Origin of the sequence: Mycobacterium sp. NS-7484 (assembly GCF_001953975.1) — a bacterium.
Taxonomy (GTDB): Bacteria; Actinomycetota; Actinomycetes; order Mycobacteriales; family Mycobacteriaceae; genus Mycobacterium.
Genome location: NZ_MBEJ01000121.1, coordinates 88,595 through 108,571, shown reverse-complemented (window position 1 = coordinate 108,571; position 19,977 = coordinate 88,595). Strand labels below are relative to the sequence as shown.

General features: G+C 65.6%; 17 protein-coding genes, 2 tRNA genes and 1 pseudogene. 7 read left to right on the top strand and 13 right to left on the bottom strand.

Annotated features, from left to right (window positions below):
• Positions 1-107 precede the first annotated feature (107 nt).
• The 5 genes and pseudogenes from A5733_RS21960 to A5733_RS21940 form a co-directional block, all read right to left on the bottom strand.
• Positions 108-341 (bottom strand): annotated as a pseudogene (locus A5733_RS21960) (transglycosylase family protein); the annotation flags it as partial.
• A 1,137-nt stretch (positions 342-1,478) separates the two neighbouring features.
• On the bottom strand, positions 1,479-2,048 hold the full coding sequence (gene mobA, locus A5733_RS21955) for a molybdenum cofactor guanylyltransferase (RefSeq protein ID WP_076241657.1): 570 nt from the start codon (positions 2,046-2,048) through the stop codon (positions 1,479-1,481).
• 28 nt (positions 2,049-2,076) lie between these two features.
• Positions 2,077-3,156, bottom strand: a complete 1,080-nt coding sequence (locus A5733_RS21950) for a 2-oxoacid:ferredoxin oxidoreductase subunit beta (protein ID WP_067767416.1) — start codon at positions 3,154-3,156, stop codon at positions 2,077-2,079.
• Positions 3,153-5,105: a 2-oxoacid:acceptor oxidoreductase subunit alpha gene (locus A5733_RS21945; protein WP_067767414.1), complete on the bottom strand. Its 1,953-nt coding sequence runs from the start codon at positions 5,103-5,105 to the stop codon at positions 3,153-3,155. The genes A5733_RS21950 and A5733_RS21945 overlap by 4 nt, the downstream gene beginning before the upstream one ends.
• Before the next feature lie 342 nt (positions 5,106-5,447).
• Positions 5,448-6,293, bottom strand: a complete 846-nt coding sequence (locus A5733_RS21940) for a PfkB family carbohydrate kinase (RefSeq protein WP_233152758.1) — start codon at positions 6,291-6,293, stop codon at positions 5,448-5,450.
• A 178-nt stretch (positions 6,294-6,471) separates the two neighbouring features.
• Here A5733_RS21940 and A5733_RS21935 point away from each other — a divergent pair, with 178 nt between their 5' ends.
• Positions 6,472-6,675 (top strand): hypothetical protein, encoded by a 204-nt coding sequence (locus A5733_RS21935; protein WP_142254143.1) that lies wholly within the window; start codon positions 6,472-6,474, stop codon positions 6,673-6,675.
• 40 nt (positions 6,676-6,715) lie between these two features.
• Here the strand turns inward: A5733_RS21935 and A5733_RS21930 are convergent, their stop codons facing one another.
• On the bottom strand, positions 6,716-7,669 hold the full coding sequence (locus tag A5733_RS21930; RefSeq protein WP_076241649.1) for a LysR family transcriptional regulator: 954 nt from the start codon (positions 7,667-7,669) through the stop codon (positions 6,716-6,718).
• Between the two features lie 116 nt (positions 7,670-7,785).
• Between A5733_RS21930 and A5733_RS21925 the strand changes: the two genes are divergently transcribed.
• Together A5733_RS21925 and fdhD are read left to right on the top strand one after the other, a co-directional pair.
• On the top strand, positions 7,786-10,092 hold the full coding sequence (locus A5733_RS21925; protein ID WP_076241648.1) for an FdhF/YdeP family oxidoreductase: 2,307 nt from the start codon (positions 7,786-7,788) through the stop codon (positions 10,090-10,092).
• Positions 10,092-10,916, top strand: coding sequence for a formate dehydrogenase accessory sulfurtransferase FdhD (fdhD, locus tag A5733_RS21920; protein WP_067767405.1), 825 nt, complete (start codon positions 10,092-10,094; stop codon positions 10,914-10,916). The genes A5733_RS21925 and fdhD overlap by 1 nt, the downstream gene beginning before the upstream one ends.
• Before the next feature lie 51 nt (positions 10,917-10,967).
• On the opposite strand, the gene clpX is transcribed toward fdhD, so the two are convergent.
• From clpX to A5733_RS21890, 6 genes are all read right to left on the bottom strand, one after another.
• Complete coding sequence (gene clpX, locus A5733_RS21915) at positions 10,968-12,248, bottom strand: ATP-dependent Clp protease ATP-binding subunit ClpX (RefSeq protein ID WP_066898342.1); 1,281 nt, start codon at positions 12,246-12,248, stop codon at positions 10,968-10,970.
• A gap of 409 nt (positions 12,249-12,657) precedes the next feature.
• Positions 12,658-13,317, bottom strand: a complete 660-nt coding sequence (gene clpP2 / locus A5733_RS21910) for an ATP-dependent CLP protease proteolytic subunit ClpP2 (RefSeq protein ID WP_067767403.1) — start codon at positions 13,315-13,317, stop codon at positions 12,658-12,660.
• The gene (locus A5733_RS21905) at positions 13,314-13,916 is read right to left on the bottom strand and encodes an ATP-dependent Clp protease proteolytic subunit (RefSeq protein WP_067767400.1); all 603 of its coding nucleotides are present in this window, start codon (positions 13,914-13,916) and stop codon (positions 13,314-13,316) included. Before A5733_RS21905 ends, clpP2 begins: the two co-directional genes overlap by 4 nt.
• Positions 13,917-14,035: 119 nt before the next feature.
• A complete protein-coding gene (tig, locus tag A5733_RS21900; protein WP_076241647.1) occupies positions 14,036-15,442 on the bottom strand; it encodes a trigger factor in 1,407 nt (468 codons plus the stop codon).
• Positions 15,439-16,485 (bottom strand): EamA family transporter RarD, encoded by a 1,047-nt coding sequence (gene rarD, locus A5733_RS21895; RefSeq protein ID WP_076241646.1) that lies wholly within the window; start codon positions 16,483-16,485, stop codon positions 15,439-15,441. Before rarD ends, tig begins: the two co-directional genes overlap by 4 nt.
• 17 nt (positions 16,486-16,502) lie before the next feature.
• Positions 16,503-16,579 (bottom strand) — tRNA-Pro (locus A5733_RS21890).
• 124 nt (positions 16,580-16,703) lie between these two features.
• Here A5733_RS21890 and A5733_RS21885 point away from each other — a divergent pair.
• Positions 16,704-16,777: transfer RNA gene (locus A5733_RS21885), tRNA-Gly, on the top strand.
• A 163-nt stretch (positions 16,778-16,940) separates the two neighbouring features.
• Here the strand turns inward: A5733_RS21885 and A5733_RS27765 are convergent.
• Positions 16,941-17,087: a hypothetical protein gene (locus tag A5733_RS27765; RefSeq protein ID WP_175616374.1), complete on the bottom strand. Its 147-nt coding sequence runs from the start codon at positions 17,085-17,087 to the stop codon at positions 16,941-16,943.
• Between the two features lie 173 nt (positions 17,088-17,260).
• Between A5733_RS27765 and A5733_RS21875 the strand changes: the two genes are divergently transcribed.
• The 3 genes from A5733_RS21875 to A5733_RS21865 all read left to right on the top strand — a co-directional run bounded on the left by A5733_RS21875 (position 17,261) and on the right by A5733_RS21865 (position 19,975).
• A complete protein-coding gene (locus tag A5733_RS21875) occupies positions 17,261-17,542 on the top strand; it encodes a GlsB/YeaQ/YmgE family stress response membrane protein (protein WP_067767337.1) in 282 nt (93 codons plus the stop codon).
• A gap of 174 nt (positions 17,543-17,716) precedes the next feature.
• Complete coding sequence (locus tag A5733_RS21870; protein ID WP_076241645.1) at positions 17,717-18,337, top strand: maleylpyruvate isomerase family mycothiol-dependent enzyme; 621 nt, start codon at positions 17,717-17,719, stop codon at positions 18,335-18,337.
• 456 nt (positions 18,338-18,793) lie between these two features.
• Positions 18,794-19,975, top strand: coding sequence for a serine hydrolase domain-containing protein (locus A5733_RS21865; RefSeq protein WP_369806667.1), 1,182 nt, complete (start codon positions 18,794-18,796; stop codon positions 19,973-19,975).
• Positions 19,976-19,977: the final 2 nt, after the last annotated feature.

Here is a 19,977-nt window from a genome sequence, read left to right as displayed (position 1 = left end):
GGCGCACCCCCCCCCCCGGCGGCCCTGGCGACCCACGCCGGCGGGCCCCCCCCCCCCCCCCCCCCCCGCTTCCTGACGCGTAGTCGTCGGCGTATTGCCGCCTTGCACTAGCCTCGCTTGCCACACACCGGCCAGGCGCCGATGCCCTGAGTGCGCAGCACGTTCTCGGCCACGCGGATCTGCTCCGCGCGGGAGGCATGGTGCGGCGAGCCCGATCCACCGTTGGCCCGCCAGGTGCCCATGGTGAACTGCAGACCGCCGTAGTAGCCGTTACCGGTGTTGATCGCCCAGTTGCCACCGGACTCGCACGCCGCGACGGCGTCCCAGTTCACGCTGTCCGCATTGGCGGTGCCGGCACCCAGTGCCACCGGAGCCACAGCCAGCGCTCCGGCGATGATGCCCAGCCCAAACGTCTTGCGGATGTTCTTCACTTCGTTCCTTTCGCCAAGCGCGCGCCAACAACACCCGCTCACGCGGGTGCGGCAGCCTGTATCCAGGCCGGAGGGGGTGGTTCGCGCCGTCTCGGTCAGGCGCAAAAGGGAGGGCCACAGTGCCCGGCCCGGGATCAGGCCCGGGCCCCCGCGTCGGGCGTCTTCGCCACCGCGGCCCCACTCACACGCAGGTTCTTGGTGTTGAAATTGTTTGCTCCGTATCGGAGTCGCTTTGGACCGTACAAAGGTCTCGGACGGAAGTCATCCCGATCTAGAAGCAATAGCGGAAAGATCACGGACAGATAACAAGACCCAAGACAGTCCATTTGCGCAGGTCAGCCGCCGATATCGGGCCGTTACCGTTTCGTGATCGGCGCAAACAAAAGGTGAGGCAGATCACCGAGTTTTTGTGAGGTGGCCCACTTGCTTTCCCCTCGGCAAACAAGGGCGTTCGCGGTCGGAAGTACGAAAGCGCAGGTAGATGCCATTGGGCGGTGTCAGATGGCCTCGTGGCGGTGCGGATTCTGTTCGCTACCGCGGGAACCACTCCGGACACCGACCATCCGCCTTGAACAAGTTGGGCCCCAACATATTTCGACCCTTTCGAGGTACGCTCGCGCCCGTGCGCCGCACCCCGTGTCGCGCGGGCGCCGATCTACGGCGAACTCCTATGAGACTGCACCGCATGGCATTTCAGCCTTCGGTGCGATCCACCGATCCGTTCTTGACTTACCACCCCGCAGATGCACCGGCCGCGCCGCGAGGCAAACCCAACGGTCAGAGCCGTACGACACGAAATTAGACATGCTCAGCACCCCCGAACGTCAAACTCACGTCGCATTATCCGTGGGCATATGATGCCGAAAGGCACTGAATGACAGCGGGTTTCATCCACTACCGGCACACCGCGGCGACCGCCGCGTCCTGAATTGAACCCGGTTGCGCCGCTCCAAATACGGACGAATTATCTATCGATACGATGAGAGCGATGAATTCAGCCGTGTTGCGGGCGTAATTCGCAATTTGCTGGACGAAACCACCCAATAGTCAGGTAGTCGGGAGATCACCCGCGGTGTTGACATTGGTCAACGCGCGCTGCGGCTCCATGACGATGCGTTGCGTGTCGACAGCCAGGGCCAGCGACCGCATGCTGCGGTGGCCATCGCGGACCAGCACGGCGATCTGCTCGGCGAGCGCGCTGCGATAAATCCCGGCCAGGTAATGATCCCGGCCGTCCCAGGGCAGCACGATGTCAGCCGGGATCCGTTCGGCCGACGACGCGAGGCGGTCGATCAGGTCCGGCTGCAGGTACGGCATGTCCACCGCGCAGACGAACGCCCGGTCCAGGCCGGCCTTCGCCGCGGCACGCAGCCCACGACCTGTCGCGACCAGCGGCCCCACCCCACGCACCTCGTCGCGCAATACCTCGGCGGTCAGCTCGGGTAACGGCTGGCCCGGGGCAGCGATCACGAAGACCGGCGCACAACGCACGCTCACCGCGGCCACCACGCGTTCGACCATCGTCGAGCCGTCAAAAGGCAACGTCGCCTTGTCGCGCCCCATACGACGCGAAGCCCCGCCCGCCAGAACTACCGCGGCGAGCGGGGCTGTGCTCAGATCTTGTTGTTCGGTCTTCTCAGCGCAACTAGTCGACAGTCCAGGTGTCTTTGCCACGCAGCAAGGATTGCAGAGCCGCCGTGTCATGGGGCTTGGATTCGATCGCCGTGTTGACCTGCTGGCGCGCGGCGTCGTCATAGGTCGGCTTGTTCACCTGGCGGAAGATACCCATGACCATGTGGTCGAGGTTCTGCTCGGACAGGCGCGACAGCGCGAACGCGTAGGCCGGATCGTCCATCTGCGCGTCGTGCACCACGATGTCGGCGGCTGCGACGTCGGCGGTCTTGGCCACCTCGAGACCGAAACCGGACTTGACGACGCAGTATTCGCCGTCGGCGCCGAACGTGATGGGCTGGCCGTGGCTGACGTTGATCAGCCGCTCCTCGGCGCCTTCCTTGCGCAGGGCGTCGAACGAGCCGTCGTTGAAGATCGGGCAATCCTGCATGATCTCCACCAGCGCGGCACCGCGGTGTTCGGCCGCCCCGCGCAGCACCTCGGTCAGGCCCTTGCGGTCGGAGTCCAGCGCGCGGCCGACGAACGTGGCCTCGGCACCCAGCGCCAACGACACCGGGTTGAACGGGTAGTCCAACGAGCCCATCGGGGTGGACTTGGTGACCTTGCCGGTCTCCGAGGTCGGCGAGTACTGCCCCTTGGTCAGCCCGTAGATCCGGTTGTTGAACAGCAGGATCGTCAGGTTGACGTTGCGACGCAGCGCGTGGATCAGGTGGTTGCCACCGATCGACAGCGAGTCGCCGTCACCGGTGACAACCCACACCGAAAGGTCCGGGCGAGCCAGCGCCAGACCGGTGGCGATCGTCGGGGCACGCCCGTGGATCGAGTGGAAGCCGTAGGTCTCCAGGTAGTACGGGAACCGGCTGGAGCAGCCGATGCCGCTGATGAACGCGATGTTCTCGCGCTTGAGACCCAGCTCCGGCAGGAAGTTACGGATGGTGTTGAGGATGACGTAGTCACCGCAACCGGGGCACCAGCGGACCTCCTGGTCACTGGTGAAGTCCTTACCCTTCTGCGGCTGGTCGGTCGTGGGGACCAGGGAGTTCTTGGTCAGAGCCTCTGTCAGCCCCAGGTCTGCGCCGATCAAGTCAGTCATGCGTTCGCTCCCACAGCATTCGACTCAGTAGGTTCCTCGATGGTGGCTGCTGCCAGCCGCGCGAACTTGGCCTTGTCCGCTTCCTTCTCACCGAGCGTGCCGTCCAGCGCCGCATCGATGATGCCCTCGACCTCGTCGGCGAGGAAGGCCATGCCCTCCACCTTGGTCACCGACTGCACGTCGACCAGGTACTTGCCGCGCAGCAGCAGCGCCAGCTGGCCGAGATTCATCTCCGGCACCACGACCTTCGGGTAGCGGCGCAGCACCTCCCCGAGGTTGGCCGGGAAGGGGTTGAGGTGGCGCAGATGGGCCTGGGCCACCTTGATGCCCTTGCGCCGGGCGCGCCGGCAAGCCTCGCCGATGGGTCCGTAGCTGCTGCCCCAGCCCAGCATGAGCAGTTCGGCGTCGCCCGTCGGGTCGTCGACCTCCAGGTCCGGCACGGCGATGCCGGCGACCTTTTCCTGGCGCAGCCGCACCATGAGGTCGTGGTTCTTGGGTTCGTAGGAGATGTTGCCCGAGCCGTTGGCGGCCTCAAGACCACCGATCCGGTGCTCGAGCCCTGCGGTACCCGGCACTGCGAACTGGCGGGCCAGGGTCTCGGGGTCGCGAGCATACGGCGCGAACGGCTCACCGGTCTTGGCGAACTTGTGCTCGATCGGCGGGTAGCTGCTGATGTCCGGGATCTGCCACGGCTCCGAGCCGTTGGCGACCGCGCCGTCGGAAAGGATGATGACCGGGGTGTGGTAATCGACCGCGATGCGTGAGGCCTCCACCGCGATGTCGAAGCAATCAGACGGTGACCGCGGCGCCAGGACCGCCACCGGCGACTCGCCGTTGCGGCCGAACAACGCCTGCAACAGGTCGGCCTGCTCGGTCTTGGTGGGCAGACCCGTCGACGGCCCGCCACGCTGCACGTCGATGATGACCAGTGGCAGCTCGGTCATCACGGCCAAGCCGATCGCCTCGGACTTGAGCGAGACACCCGGACCGGACGTGCTCGTCACGCCCAACGCACCGCCGTAGGAGGCGCCGATGGCCGCGCCGATACCGGCGATCTCGTCCTCGGCCTGGAACGTCAGCACGTTGAAGTTCTTGTGCTTGGACAGTTCGTGGAGGATGTCCGAGGCCGGGGTGATGGGGTACGTGCCCAGGACGACCTGGATCTGGGCGAGGTGTCCGGCGGCCACGATCCCGTAGGCCAACGCGGTGTTGCCCGAGATCTGCCGGTACTCACCGGACTTCAGCTTGGCCGGTGACACCTCGTAGGTGGTCGCGAATGCCTCGGTGGTCTCGCCGTAGTTCCAACCGGCCTTCAAGGCCAGGATGTTGGCCTCGGCCACATCGGGCTTGCGGGAGAACTTCTCCCGGATGAACGACTCACTGTGCTCGAGCTCGCGGCCGTACATCCACGACAGCAGACCGAGGGCGAACATGTTCTTGGCGCGCTGGCCGTCCTTCTTGGTGGCGCCGATCGCCTCGACGGCACCGAGCGTCAGCGTCGTCATCGCAACGGACTGCACCACGTAGTCCGACAACGTGTCATCCTCTAACGGATTGCTGTCGTATCCGACCTTGGCGAGGTTGCGTTTGGTGAACTCATCGGAGTTGGCGATGATCAGACCGCCGCGCGGCAGGTCCGAGACATTGGCCTTCAGCGCGGCCGGGTTCATCGCGACCAGCACGTCCGGGCGGTCACCGGCGGTGAGGATGTCGTAGTCGGCGATCTGGATCTGGAACGACGACACACCGGGCAACGTGCCCTGTGGCGCACGGATCTCAGCGGGGTAATTGGGCTGGGTCGCCAGGTCGTTGCCGAACAGTGCAGCTTCAGAAGTGAAGCGGTCACCGGTCAGCTGCATACCGTCGCCGGAGTCGCCGGCGAAGCGGATGACGACCTTCTCGAGCTTCTGCCGCGGCGCGGCGCCATTGCCGTTGCCGTTCTCACCCACGGCTACCGCCTTTCACACGTACTTTGACCACGTCTTCCCGGGCCGCTGTCGCGTGACGCGCCGCCGGATCGAACGTCCACCGAATTTTGATGTCACTACCAGTACCGATTATTGCACTCCTCTTAGGCTGCACTTCACCGCGGCGACCCCCGACACGCGGGGGAACCGCGGACGAAGATGCTGTTCGCAGGCGTGAACAAGCCCAGTTTGAGACAAAACTGTGGTTTTCGTCACGTTTAGGAGAATGTCATTCTCTAAGGAAAACACTACTGGCCGGTAGCTCTTGGCTAGCACCGGCAAGCAGAAACTTGACATGCGTCAAGTGTAGCCCGCGTCGTGCGCCTACCGCCGGTCCGACGCTCTCTCGACGCGCACCCGGTTGTCCAACTCACCGGCGACGACCCGGCTGGCGAACTCGGCGGCTTCCTGAGGCGTCGCCCCAACCGCCCGGCGCGCCACGTAACAGGTGGTGAACATGTCGCCGGCACCGGTGGTTTGGACGCCGAGCACCCGCCACGCTGCCGGAACTCGAATGACGCGCTCCCCCAGGTAGATGTCGCAGCCTTCGGAGCCATAGGTCACCAGGATCTCGGGCACCCCGAGCCGCTCGGCCGCCGCCGCATCGAACATTCCGCCGGCGACGGTGACCGCCTCGTCCTCGGCCAGTTTCAGGATGTCGATGTGATCCAACAGGCCGCGCGGATACTCACGGTCTTCGACCAATGGACCCAGCCGAGCAGCGCGCACCAGCCCTTGTCCGTCGTAAGAGATGTGGTGATCGCGGGCTTTGAGAGCGGCCAGCGCAGCGTCGGGAAAATCGGTACGCAACAGCGGCGCGAGGTGAACCCAGGTGGTCTGCGGATCGGCCGCGGCGATGTCCTCGATGCTCCACACCGGGCCGATCGCCTCGACCGACAACCTCCGGTGGTCCGTGTCGTCATAGTCGAGCCGAAATGCACTCGTGGTGTCAGACCGCAAGATGCGCAGCGCGGACCCGAGCTGTGCCGGCAGCGGGGCGAACACATCGTGATCGCCGCCCATGGCGACGATCCGCCCCGGCACTCCGGCGGCCTGCAGGGCCAGTCCGGCGAACGAGGCGCAACCGCCCGGGCTGGGTGCCGCGCCGTCGATGACGTCGACGGCCAGATTGCCCAGCACGGTCACGCCGGGGGCGAACTCTGTTGGCATGGGTGAAGTGTGCCCCGCCGCCGACCGAAACGTGATCACAGCCCGAGAAGGGAATGCCTCGCGACAGATCGACATTTCAAATCACATAGGTAATCGATGTGATGGTGAGAGGTATTCCTCAATGCATACGGAAGCGCACACGAAAACGAGAACGAAACTGCTCCTCAGCACCGCCGGCGTGGCGGCTGCGACGGCCTTCACCGTCCTCGGCCTGCAGTCCACCGCCCCCGGTGACTCCTCCGGGCTCAGCGTGCCCGAGGCCCAAGCCACCATGCACTTCGGCCAGACCGTCACGCAGTCCGCACCGCCGTCCGAACCCGACACCCCCGCGGCCACGCCACCGGTCAAGGCCGAGCCCGCGCCCACGGCCGAGCCGGGCTGAGCGCGCCAGGGATTGTCGTGGGTCGGGTGTTGCGTGATGCTCACGCACGTCCGGTGGTTGCGACCCCGATCTCGTCCCACCAGTCATCGATACGTGCGCCGAGATCCATATCGGTGGCCACCTCGGCGAGAGCGGCCGCCACGATGGAGGCCGGGGAACGATCGAGCACCACGAGTCCGATCGCGGGCTGGGGGCCGTGCTGGACCATCGGCCGTACCAGGAAACCCGGTGGTACGCCCAACCGCGGCAGCCACGCCGTGGAGGCGATGGTCGCGCGCCGCGAATGGGTGAGGTGGGCGTAGAGCGCGTCGACCGAATCCGCCTCGACGACCGGCCGGTACTCAACCCCTTCGACGGCCATGTTGGCGTCGAGGATGCGCCGATTGCGCATCGTGGGGGTGAGCACGCACAGCTCGAGTGCCGCGGCCTCCGACCAACTCACCTCAGACGCGGACAACAAGCGGTCCTCGGCGGGCGCGACCAGGACGTAGCGCTCCCGGTACAGCTCGACCGACCGCGTTCCCGGCGGAGCCTCGTCGTCCAGGTAGGTCAATCCCGCGTCGATCTCGAAATCTGCGAGTTTCCTTGCGATTTCGCGCGACGACAACGCCTCGATGCGTACCGAGGCCGCGGGGTTGCGCCGAAGAAACTCGGCGGTGAGGAACGGGCTGGCCGGCACCGCGGTCGGGATCGCACCGAGCCGCGCGGTGACGGTCAGCCGGCCGCGCATGCGTTCGAGGTCGGCGAGCATCTCATCACGCTCGGCGGTGATCCGCTGGGCCCAGGTCACCACCCGCCGGCCTTCCTCGGTGAACCCCTCGAACCGGTGGCCCCGCTGCACGATGACGATGCCCAGATCCCGCTCCAGCCGACGGATGGCGACCGAGAGGGTCGGCTGACTGACATGACATCGTGCGGCCGCTCGCGCGAAGTGCCGCTCGGCGGCGAGCGCCAACAGGTAGTCCAGATGTTGCAGCTGCACGTCACTCGCCATCGGTCCTCCGAATCGTCGGATCTTGATAGCTACCGTCTATCACTGCATGTGAAATGGCAATACTGCGGCGCCTCCGCGGCGCGTGGGCCGACTGGTTCAGGGGCTAGATTGGGAGCATGAGCAGCACCGAGGACGTCATCGCCGACTACGACGACCACGACGTCGTCACCTCCGGGGCCAAACAGGAAGCCGCCGGAGTGAAGGCCGTCATGGTGTCGATGCAGCGCACCGTCGAGCAGATGGGGCCGTTGCGAACGGCGGCCGCGCTCACCCGGCTCAACCAGCGTCACGGCTTCGACTGCCCTGGGTGCGCCTGGCCCGAGGAACACGGCGGGCGCAAGCTCGCCGAGTTCTGCGAGAACGGTGCCAAAGCAGTCGCCGAGGAAGCCACCAAACGCGTCGTCACCCCCGAGTTCTTCGCCCGACACAGCGTCACCGAACTCGAAACGAAACCCGAATACTGGCTGTCCCAACAGGGTCGGCTCACCCATCCGATGGTGTTGACTCCCGGCCACGACCATTACCTGCCGATCTCGTGGGACAACGCCTACCGCGTGATCGCCGATCATCTCAACGCTCTGGATTCCCCCGACGAGGCCCTGTTCTACACCTCGGGGCGCACGAGCAACGAGGCCGCCTTCCTGTATCAGCTGATGGTCCGCAGCTTCGGCACCAACAACCTGCCGGACTGTTCGAACATGTGCCACGAATCCTCCGGCACCGCGCTCACCGAGTCGATCGGTATCGGGAAGGGCTCGGTGACTGTCGAGGACGTCACCGAGGCCGATCTGATCCTGATTGCCGGGCAGAATCCGGGCACCAACCATCCGCGCATGCTCTCGGTGCTGGAGAAGGCAAAAGCCAACGGCGCCAAGATCGTTGCGATCAACCCGCTGCCGGAGGCCGGGCTGATCCGGTTCAAGGATCCGCAGAAGGTGCACGGCGTCGTCGGGCACGGTGTGCCGATCGCCGACGAGTTCGTCCAGATCCGCATCGGCGGTGACATGGCCCTGTTCGCCGGGTTGGGCCGGCTGCTCCTGGAAGCCGAGGACCGAGCCCCCGGCACCGTCGTCGACCACGAGTTCATCGCCGCCCACTGCGCCGGATACGACGAGTACGCCGCCCAAACCCGTGCGGTGAACCTCGACACCGTGACCGAGGCCAGCGGGGTGGACCGGGCCCAGCTGCAGCGGGTCGCCGACCTGCTGGCCGGCTCCCAGCGCACCGTGCTGTGCTGGGCGATGGGCTTGACCCAGCAGCGCCACGCGGTGGCCACCATCGGGGAGGCCACCAATCTGCTGTTCCTGCGCGGCATGATCGGCAAGCCCGGTGCCGGGGTGTGTCCGGTGCGCGGCCATTCCAATGTCCAGGGCGACCGGACCATGGGCATCTGGGAGAAGATGCCCGACACATTCCTCGACGCGCTGGACACCCGGTTCGGCATCACCAGCCCGCGCAAGCACGGCTACGACACCGTCGACGCCATCCGCGCCATGCGCGACGGCCGGGCCGGCGTGTTCATCGGCATGGGCGGCAACTTCGTCTCGGCCACCCCCGACACCAGGGTCACCGAAGCCGCGTTGCGCAATTGCGCACTGACCGTTCAGGTTTCGACGAAACTCAACCGCAGCCACGTGGTGCACGGCCGGACCGCGCTGATCCTGCCCACCCTGGGCCGCACCGACAAGGACTTCCAGGCCGCCGGCAAGCAGCTGGTGTCGGTCGAGGATTCGATGTCCATGGTCCATCTGTCCCGGGGCAACCTGACCCCGCCCAGCGACCAGTTGCGTAGCGAGGTCGCGATCGTGTGCCAGCTGGCGCGCGCCGTGCTGGGGCCGGAGCACCCGGTGCCGTGGGAAGAGTTCACCGCCGACTATGACCGGGTCCGCGACGCGATCGCCGACGTGGTGCCAGGCTGCGAGAACTACAACGCCAGGGTGCGCCAACCCGACGGATTCCAGCTCCCCCACCCGCCGCGTGACTCACGCGAATTCCGCACCAGCACAGGCAAAGCCAACTTCGCGGTGAACCCGCTGGAGTGGGTACCGGTGCCCGAAGGGCGGCTGGTGCTGCAGACCATGCGCAGCCATGACCAGTACAACACCACCATCTACGGCCTCGACGACCGCTACCGCGGGGTCAAGGGCGGGCGCCGGGTGGTGTTCGTCAACCCCACCGACATCGAGCGGTTGGGTTTCAAGGCAGGCGACCGCGTCGATTTGATCTCGGAGTTCGACGGGCAGGAACGGCGCGCCGACGACTTCCTGCTGGTGCCGTACTCGACGCCGGCCGGCAACGCCGCGGCCTACTATCCGGAGACCAATCCCCTGGTGCCGCTGGACCACACCGCCGCGAAGTCCAACACCCCGGTGTCCAAGGCCGTCGTGATCCGGTTGCACCGCCGCGAGACAGGCGCACCGTAGTGGGCCGGGTAACCGCGCGCCGCCGTGCGCACCATCTCACCGGTGCGCAGGCGGTCGCCCGCCCGGAAACCCTCGTGGTCGAGGAGCCGTTGGAGATCCGAGTCGACGGCACACCCATCACCGTCACGATGCGCACCCCAGGCGCCGACATCGAGTTGGCGCAGGGCTTTCTGTTGACCGAGGGGTTGATCAGTCAGCGCGAGGATCTGGTGTCGGTGCGCTACTGCCGGGGCGCCGACGAGGAGGGGGTGAACACGTACAACGTCCTCGACGCGACGCTGGCCGCCGGCGTGCCGAAGCCTGAGGTGGATGTGACCCGCAACTTCTACACCACCTCGTCGTGCGGGGTGTGCGGTAAAGCCTCCCTCGACGCGGTGCGCTTGAGCAGCAAGCACTGTCCTGGCGACGATCCGTCGACGGTCCCGGCCGACGTGCTCTCGGCGATGCCGGCGCAGCTGCGCGCCGCCCAGAAGGTTTTCGCCAGCACCGGCGGCCTGCACGCCGCAGCGCTGTTCACCACCGACGGCACCACGCTCGTCGTCCGCGAAGACATCGGCCGGCACAACGCCGTCGACAAGGTGATCGGCTGGGCACTGGAGCACAACCGGATTCCGTCAACGGGCACCGTGCTTCTGGTCAGTGGCCGCGCCTCGTTCGAGCTCACCCAGAAGGCGGTCATGGCGGGCATCCCGATCCTGGCCGCTGTCTCGGCACCGTCTTCGCTTGCGGTCGATCTGGCCAGCCAATCCGGACTGACCCTCGTGGCGTTCCTCCGGGGCGATTCGATGAACGTCTACACCCGCCCGGACCGGGTCATCACCTGAAGCCGCCGAATGCAAAAAGCCCCGCCATAGCGGGGCTTTTGCTTCTGCCTGTTATGCGCTCTTGTCGCGGCGCTCGCTACGCGACGGCTTACGCGGCACGATGGTCGGCAGCACGTTGTCCTGCACGGTCTCCTTGGTGACGACCACCTTGGCGACGTCGTCGCGGCTGGGGATGTCGTACATCACCGGCAGGAGGACCTCTTCCATGATGGCGCGCAGGCCGCGGGCACCGGTACCGCGATGGATGGCCTGATCGGCGATCGCCTCCAACGCCTCGTCGGTGAACTCCAGCTCCACACCGTCCATCTCGAACAGCCGGACGTACTGCTTGACCAGAGCGTTCTTAGGCTCGGAGAGAATCTTGACCAGGGATTCCTTGTCCAGGTTGGTCACCGAGGCCACGACCGGCAGACGGCCGATGAACTCGGGAATCAGACCGAACTTGATCAGGTCTTCGGGCATCACCTCGGCGAAGTGGTCCTGGGTGTCGATCTCGGCCTTGGACCGCACCTCGGCACCGAAGCCCAGGCCGCGCTTGCCGACCCGGTCGGAGACGATCTTCTCCAGGCCCGCGAATGCGCCCGCCACGATGAACAGCACGTTGGTGGTGTCGATCTGGATGAACTCCTGGTGCGGATGCTTGCGACCGCCCTGCGGCGGAACCGAGGCCTGGGTGCCTTCCAGGATCTTCAGCAGCGCCTGCTGCACGCCCTCGCCGGAGACATCGCGGGTGATCGACGGGTTCTCGCTCTTGCGGGCGATCTTGTCGACCTCGTCGATGTAGATGATGCCGGTCTCGGCGCGCTTGACGTCGTAGTCGGCGGCCTGGATCAGCTTGAGCAGGATGTTCTCGACGTCCTCGCCCACATAGCCGGCCTCGGTCAGCGCCGTGGCATCGGCGATGGCGAACGGCACGTTGAGCATCTTGGCCAGCGTCTGGGCCAGGTAGGTCTTACCGCAGCCGGTGGGGCCGAGCATCAGGATGTTGGACTTGGTCAGCTCGACCGGCTCGGAGCGCGAATCGCGGGACTTCTCCCCCGCCTGGATCCGCTTGTAGTGGTTGTAGACCGCAACGGCCAGCGTTCGCTTCGCGGTGTCCTGACCGATGACGTAACCCTCGAGGAACTCCCGGATCTCCGCGGGCTTGGGCAACTCGTCGAGTTTGACGTCGTCAGCGTCGGCGAGTTCCTCCTCGATGATCTCGTTGCACAGATCGATGCACTCGTCGCAGATGTACACGCCCGGGCCGGCAATGAGCTTCTTGACCTGCTTTTGACTCTTGCCGCAGAACGAGCACTTCAGCAGGTCACCGCCGTCTCCAATGCGCGCCATGTGGGGGGGTCCTACTTCCTGTTCGCAGTCGGTCGTAACGCCACTTGCTGGGTTACCTCGGGCGTAAACCCGACGCTACCCGTTCGTTCCGTCGCGGTGCGACCGATAGGGCCGAATCGCTCCGGTGGTATTTGTTCATGTGCAGGAGAACATATCTCTCCTGGAGGCTCGCCACCCGTCGGCACGCTGACTGTGACCATGGCGTGTCGTCGTGAGGCGAAGGCGAATAGCCGCGCAACGTGGTCCCTGCCTGGCATTTGCCATGGCCGACGATACCGTGCGTCGACGTTTGTGCAGGTCAGGACCATTTGCGGCTAGTTCTTCCATCCCTTTGACGACACACGCCCCGCACCGGGGAGGCCGGGCAGGGCGTGTGCCATCGAACTTGGGTTGTCGCTGGAAGGCGACGTCAGCTGTTCTGCGCGGACAGCTTCCGGTATTCCAGGACGGTGTCGATGATCCCGTAATCCTTGGCCTGTTCGGCGGTGAGGATCTTGTCGCGGTCGGTGTCCTTGCGGATGACCTCGGGGTCCTTACCGGTATGACGGGCCAGGGTGGTCTCCATCAGGGTGCGCATCCGCTCGATCTCGGCGGCCTGGATCTCCAGGTCGGAGAACTGGCCCTGGATCACGCCGCCCAACGACGGCTGGTGGATCAGGACCCGGGCGTTGGGCAGGGCCAGGCGCTTGCCGGGGGTGCCGGCGGCCAGCAGCACGGCTGCGGCCGATGCGGCCTGCCCCAGGCACACCGTCTGGATGTCGGCGCGCACGTACTGCATGGTGTCGTAGATCGCCATCAACGAGGTGAACGAGCCACCGGGCGAGTTGATGTACATCGTGATGTCGCGATCGGGATCCAACGACTCCAGCACCAGCAGCTGGGCCATGATGTCGTTGGCCGAGGCGTCGTCCACCTGCACGCCGAGGAAGATGATGCGTTCCTCGAACAGCTTGTTGTACGGGTTGGATTCCTTGACACCGAAGCTGGAGTGCTCGATGAACGACGGAAGGATGTAGCGGGCCTGCGGCTGCACGCGGGCGTCCAATGCCGGATGAATGTTCTCGGTCATTTGTCTAGTCCTGCTCCCGGTCCGGCGCCGTTGATGTTGGCGCTGGTGATGATGTGGTCGACGAACCCGTACTCCAGTGCCTCCTGCGCGGTGAACCAGCGATCGCGGTCGGAGTCGGCCTCGATCTGCTCGATGGACTTGCCGGTGAACTCGGCGTTCAGCCGGAACATTTCCTTCTTGATGACATGGAACTGCTCGGCCTGGATGGCGATGTCCGCGGCGCTACCGGTGACGCCGCCGAGCGGCTGGTGCATCAGAACCCGGGCGTGCGGCAAGGCGTGACGCTTGCCCTTGGTGCCCGCGGCGAGCAGGAACTCACCCATCGAGGCCGCCATGCCCATGGCGTAGGTGGCGACGTCGCACGGCGCCAGCACCATCGTGTCGTAGATGGCCATCCCGGCACTGATCGACCCGCCGGGCGAGTTGATGTAGAGGTGGATGTCCTTGGTCGGATCCTCCGCCGAAAGCAGAAGAATCTGCGCGCAGAGCTTGTTCGCGATGTCGTCGTCGACCTGTGACCCCAGGAAGATGATGCGCTCGGCGAGCAAGCGCTCATAGACGGAGTCGACGAGGCTGAACCCGCTCCCGTTCGAACGCATGTCAGTCACGACTGGATACCTGCTTTCTTCCACGTCTTTGATAAACGCATTGGCACTGACGACACTAACGAAACTGGGGCGTCACGCACTCCCGTACGGGGGCGCGTTCGCTCACAGCGTCACTCGGCGGTGTCAGCGCCCTTCTCGGCGTCGGCGTCGGCGGACTCGTCAGCAGCCGCGTCGTCGCCCTCGGCCTGCTGCGCCTCGGCCGGACCGAAAAACTCCGTGGTGTCGACCACGGTGCCGTCGGTGTCGGTGACGGTGGCGGCGTGCACCACGGCGGCGATGGTCAGCCCGCGACGCACGTCGGCGAACATGGCCGGCAACTGGTTGTTCTGCTGCAGGATCTGGATCAGCTGCTGCGGCTCGATGCCGTACTGACGCGACATCAGCACCAGGCGCTCGGTGAGGTCGTTCTGACCGACCTGGATGTCGAGCTTGTCGGCCACGGCATCCATCAGCAGCTGGGTCTTGACGGCCTTCTCGGCATTGCTGCGGGTGTCGGCGTCGAATTCCTCACGGCTGCTGCCCTGTTCGGCCAGCTGCTCGGCGAACTTATCCTCGTCGTGATCGAGACCGTGGATCGCGTTGTGCAGCACATCGTCGACCTGAGCCTGAACGATGTTCTCCGGCAACGGAACCTCGGTCTGCTCCAGCAGCGCCTCGATCGTCTTGTCGCGAATCTGCTCGGCCTGCTGCACGCTCTTGACCCGCTTCACCTGCTCGACGAGGCTCTCCTTGAGCTCGTCGATGGTGTCGAATTCGCTTGCCAGCTGGGCGAAGTCGTCATCAGCCTCGGGAAGTTCGCGCTCCTTGACGGACTTCACGGTCACCGTCACCTCGGCGTCCTTGCCGGCATGCTCGCCGGCCGCCAGCTTGGTGGTGAAGACCTTGGACTCGCCGGCCTTCAGACCGGTGATGGCCTCGTCCAGGCCTTCGATCAGCTGACCGGAACCGACCTCGTGCGACAGACCCTCGGTGGCAGCCTCGGGCACCTCGGTGCCGTCGACGGTGGCCGACAGGTCGATCGAGACGAAGTCACCCTCCTGGGCACCGCGCTCGACCCCGGTCAGGGTGCCGAAGCGGGCCCGCAGCGACTGCAGCTCGGCGTCGACCTCCTCGTCCTTGACCTCGATCGGGTCGACCGTGATCTTCAGTGCTTCGAAGTCGGGCAGGGTGATCTCCGGGCGCACGTCCACTTCAGCGGTGAAGGCCAGCTCCTGACCGTCCTCCAGCTTGGTCACCTCGATCTCGGGCTGACCCAGCGGCTTGACGTCCGAGGCGGTGACGGCCTCGCTGTAGCGGCTCGGAAGCGCGTCGTTGACGACCTGCTCCAGGACCGCGCCGCGGCCGATGCGGGCCTCCAGCAGCTTGCGCGGGGCCTTGCCGGGACGGAAGCCGGGCAGACGGACCTGCTGGGCCAGCGCCTTGAAGGCGCGATCGAAATCGGGCTCAAGCTCGGTGAAGGGCACCTCCACATTGATGCGCACCCGGGTGGGGCTCAACTGCTCGACCGTGCTCTTCACTCTTGTGCTCCTAGATATCTTTCTCTGGATGTCTTTGTCGTACCGGCGGTCGAGTCGGAGAGACACGATTGGTTCTCTCTAACGACGCCCGTAGTTCGCGACCAGGGTAGTTGACTCGGCGCGACCCCCCGTAATCGGCATCCTTCCTCGTTACCGTCGTCGCCGTCCACCGGTGGGGACGGGTTTTCGCCTCCGCGCCGGAAGCCGCCGACGGCCAGGACCACCAGCGAAACCGCCAGCAGTGCGTAGACCACCACGTCGAGCCCCGTCAACCGCTCGCCGAGCAGCAATGCCACGCCGAACAACAGCACCGGTTCGACGTAGGTCAGCAGTCCGAAGACCGGCATGCTGAGCAAGCTGGAGGCCGCGACGTAGGCGGCCATCGCCACGGCGCCGGCCAGGCCCACGACCAGCACGGCCGTGTAGCCGCTGAACGACGACGGGCCCTGGCACACGATGACGAACCACACCGACACCGGAACCGTGAGCGCCACCTCGACCGGGAAGGCGGCGGGGTTGTCCAAACCGTAGCGTCGACGGAGGGCGAAATACAGCGCGTAGCCGAGGCAGATGGTGAACGTGACCCACGAAATCGCTGAGGTGGCAACGATTTTCAGGGCCACCGCGGCCACTGCCAGTGCCGCCGCCGCCCACTGCAAACCCGTCACCGACTCCTTGAAGATGATGCGACCGACCAGTACCAGCACGATCGGGAGCAGCAGATAACCCAGCGACGCGTCGAGCGCGCGCCCGTGAACCGGAGCCCAGCTGAACAACCACATCTGGGCTGCGACAAGGAAACTCGTCGCGACGAACACGAGCGGCAGCCACCATGCCCGGGTCAGCGTGCGCCACAGTTCGGCGAGTAAACGACGTCCGGTCCGGCTGGCCAGCGTCAGGCAATAGCACGCCGTCATGATGAGCATGCGCCAGCCGAACACCGCCTGGGGCGAGGCGTCGACCACACCCGAGAGGTAGAAGATCAATCCGAACAGACCGCTGGCCAGTACCGACAGGCCGACGCCGCGGGCGTGATGGGTCATGGCGGCCTTCGTCGAGGTGGTCGGGGTGACAGGATTTGAACCTGCGGCCTTCCGCTCCCAAAGCGGATGCGCTACCAAGCTGCGCTACACCCCGTGTGCTGATCGATCCGCAGACGGCGATGTGCGAAAGGACCACGCGAGATACTACGGCCTGACCGCCTGAAGGCTCCAATTGGATTTGACCGGGGACTCACCGGTACAGTGCTGGTGCTGCACTTGCGGGCGTAGCTCAATGGTAGAGCCCTAGTCTTCCAAACTAGCTACGCGGGTTCGATTCCCGTCGCCCGCTCCACGAGAACCGCCCTGATGGGCGGTTCTTTTGTTTTCCCAGCGGCTATGGAGAGCTGCCTGGTGGCGGCTCGACGGGCGCCAGCACTCGATCAGCATGAGCGGCCGGCGCCGCGCCCCACAGAGCGCCTGCCGCCAGAATCCCGACGAGCATGGATTTCATGGCGTCAGCCGTCTTTGTCGTCATCGCGATGTGCCGCCTCGATCACTTCGGGCGGCACCGGCTTGGCCAGCCAGGCACGAATCCGTAACAACCCGCCGGCGATGACCCCGACGGCGAACACGCCGACAAGCACCCAGAGGACGGCGGACATGATGCCGATTATCCCGCGGTCGCCGCTTTCCACATCCGTTTCGAGCCGGCTCACGAGTAGGCCACTGCTGTGCATCGCCTACATCTCGCCACTGGGCGAAAGTGCAGATTTGGAGGAAAGTGGGGTACATCACACCGATGACAAGCAAATCGGTCTGAAGGAAAGGCAACGAGATGATCGGTGCAATTATCAGCGCAATCGTCGTCGGAGCGATTATCGGCATCGTTGCGCGGCTCATCATGCCCGGTAGACAGAACGTGAGCGCAATCATGACGGTGCTGCTCGGCATCGCCGGAGCGTTGCTCGGTTCCTGGCTCACTTCTGCCTTCGGGTACAGCAACTCCAACGGCGGGTTCCAGATCATCCCGTTCGTGGTCGGCGTTGTGGTGGCGATCGTGTTGATCGCGGTCTACACCGGCCTCACGGGGCGACGCGGCACTCCCGTCGGTCACTGAGTAGGAGATACAGGCTCCGCCGATCCACCCCTCGATCGGCGGAGCTGTCTTCTGCCTTTCCCCGCGGCGACTGCCGGGCGTGCTCTCCTTGCCTGCTTAGATCTTGTGATCGGGTCAGGTTTTTCAGCGACGGGGGGCGCGCATGAACTATCCGCAGGGCGGTCAGGGCTGGGGATGAGGCTCAACGTCCGCGCACTCGCCCTCCGAGAACGCCTGGAGTTCGCCGACCTGCTCGACGGCCTGACTCCCCAACAATGGCAGGCACCGACATTGTGCGCGGGCTGGACCGTCCGCGATGTCGTCGCCCACACCGTCGCCTACCTCGGGCAGAGCCGGCTGAGCCTGACTGCCGCGATGCTGGCCGCTCGCGGGCGGGTCGACCGACTCAACGACCGTGCGCTGCAGGCCGCCGCATCCGGGCCCGACGAACTGCGCGCGCGCATGAGATCTGGTGCCGAGCCGTCGGGCGCGGGCGCGCTATACGGCTGCCGGGTCGCGCTCATCGAATGCCTGATTCATCAACAGGACATCCGGCATCCGCTTGGGTTGCCTCGCGTGCTTTCCACAGAAGCGCTGTTCGCATCACTGACCTACGCGCGGGTCAGCCCGGTGATCGGCGGTGCCTGGCGCACCAGAGGTGTGCGGCTGATCGCGACCGACCTCGACTGGTCAGGCGGCTGCGGACCCGAGGTCCATGGTCCGGCGGAGGCGTTGCTCCTGGCGATGACCGGCCGCGCCCAGGCTGTTGCCGCCGAGCTGTCCGGGCCGGGTCTGGCCGACCTGTGTCGGCGATGACCACGCCGATTTCCACCTGAGGGTCGCGGTTCGACAAGATCAACAACCCTGGCGTCGAAATCGGCGTAAAGGTCCGCAACCGCTGCACGTCGCCGCGCCGATTTCCACCTCAGGGCCGTGGTTCGACAAGATCAACAACCCTGGCGTCGAAATCGGCGTAAAGGTACGCAACCACCGCACATCGCCACGCCGATTTCTACCTGAGGGCCGTGGTCCGACGAGATCGACGACCCTGACGTAGAAGTCGGCGCGGCAAACGGCGCCGATAACGGCAAACACAAACGGCAACCATCACGGCCCCATCTCGAATGGCTTGCGATCCATGCCGTGGGGATGCTCATTGGTTGCGGTCGGCCTACCGTGAGTAACGGGTGGGGTCCACCAGCCGATCTTGAACATGAGGCGCGTCGAGTTTCGCGCATCGCCGCCGTAATGCCGCACCTGTGCAGGAGCCGTATGCCCGTAATGAGCCGCATCGCCGGCACGTGCGCACCGGAGTTCGACGGCGTCCGGCAGGCCTTCGAATCGAACTTCGTCGAGCGCAGTGAGGTCGGTGCCGCGGTCGCGGTCTTCGTCGAGGGCGATCTGGTGGTCAACCTGTGGGGTGGATCGGCCGACGCCGCCGGCACCCGGCCCTGGCAGCACGACACCTTGGCCAGCGTGTATTCCGGGTCCAAGGGCCTGGCGAGCACCTGCATCCACCTGCTGGCCGACCGCGGTGAGATCGACCTGAACGCCCCGGTGGCCCGGTACTGGCCCGAGTTCGGCCAAGCCGGAAAGCAGACCATCACGATTGCGATGGTGCTGGGCCACCGTTCGGGTGTGATCGGCCCGCGCGAACCGATGGACTGGCAGCAGGTGACCGACTGGGACGCGGTCTGCACGCGGATCGCGGCCGCGACGCCCTGGTGGCCACCGGGCAGCGCACAGGGCTACCAGGTGGTGACGTTCGGGTTCATCCTCGGCGAGGTGGTGCGTCGCGTCACCGGCCGCACGATGGGCCAGTACCTACGCACCGAGATCGCCGAGCCGCTGGGCGCCGACATCCACATCGGGCTACCGGCGGCCGAACATCATCGGTGCGCGGAGATGGTGAACAAACCGTCGGTGCGCAGCCTGCTGGCCGACAACGGGGTCAACGAACCGCCGGGCTCGCTCGGTGACCATCCGATGGCCGGCTGGGCGGTGTCGATGGACTTCGTGCCCGACGATGAGTTGGGTGTGCACGCCATTGATGCCTGGCGCGCAGCGGAGTTCCCGAGCACCAACGCACATGTGTCCGCGCTCGGCATGGCGACGTTCTACAACGCTCTGGCTCAAGAGAAACTGCTCAGCCGCGAGCACATGGAACGGTGCCGAGTCTCTCAGGGCGGCTACGACGCCGACGTGGTCCTCGGCCCACGAGTGGCCGATCACGGGTGGGGCCTGGGCTACATGCTCAATCAGCGAGGCGTGGCCGGACCCAACACCGGCACGTTCGGGCACGGCGGTTCGGGTGGTTCGTTCGCGTTCGTCGACCTGGAGCACCGGATCGGCTACGCGTACGTGATGAACTATTTCGACGCCACCAAGTGCAACGCCGACCCGCGGACCGTCGCGTTGTCCAATGAGGTTTACTCCGCTCTCGGCGTAATTTGAGT

Excerpts from the sequence above, each read along its gene's own strand:
- A5733_RS21925 (WP_076241648.1), top strand. The coding sequence starts at position 7,786 with ATGAGCAGCACCGAGGACGTCATCGCCGACTACGACGACCACGACGTC.
- A5733_RS27765 (WP_175616374.1), bottom strand. The coding sequence starts at position 17,087 with ATGTCCGCCGTCCTCTGGGTGCTTGTCGGCGTGTTCGCCGTCGGGGTC.
- A5733_RS21930 (WP_076241649.1), bottom strand. The coding sequence starts at position 7,669 with ATGGCGAGTGACGTGCAGCTGCAACATCTGGACTACCTGTTGGCGCTC.
- A5733_RS21905 (WP_067767400.1), bottom strand. The coding sequence starts at position 13,916 with ATGCGTTCGAACGGGAGCGGGTTCAGCCTCGTCGACTCCGTCTATGAG.
- A5733_RS21870 (WP_076241645.1), top strand. The coding sequence starts at position 17,717 with ATGAGGCTCAACGTCCGCGCACTCGCCCTCCGAGAACGCCTGGAGTTC.
- clpX (WP_066898342.1), bottom strand. The coding sequence starts at position 12,248 with ATGGCGCGCATTGGAGACGGCGGTGACCTGCTGAAGTGCTCGTTCTGC.
- rarD (WP_076241646.1), bottom strand. The coding sequence starts at position 16,485 with ATGACCCATCACGCCCGCGGCGTCGGCCTGTCGGTACTGGCCAGCGGT.
- A5733_RS21950 (WP_067767416.1), bottom strand. The coding sequence starts at position 3,156 with ATGACTGACTTGATCGGCGCAGACCTGGGGCTGACAGAGGCTCTGACC.
- A5733_RS21875 (WP_067767337.1), top strand. The coding sequence starts at position 17,261 with ATGATCGGTGCAATTATCAGCGCAATCGTCGTCGGAGCGATTATCGGC.
- clpP2 (WP_067767403.1), bottom strand. The coding sequence starts at position 13,317 with ATGACCGAGAACATTCATCCGGCATTGGACGCCCGCGTGCAGCCGCAG.
- A5733_RS21940 (WP_233152758.1), bottom strand. The coding sequence starts at position 6,293 with ATGCCAACAGAGTTCGCCCCCGGCGTGACCGTGCTGGGCAATCTGGCC.
- A5733_RS21865 (WP_369806667.1), top strand. The coding sequence starts at position 18,794 with ATGCCCGTAATGAGCCGCATCGCCGGCACGTGCGCACCGGAGTTCGAC.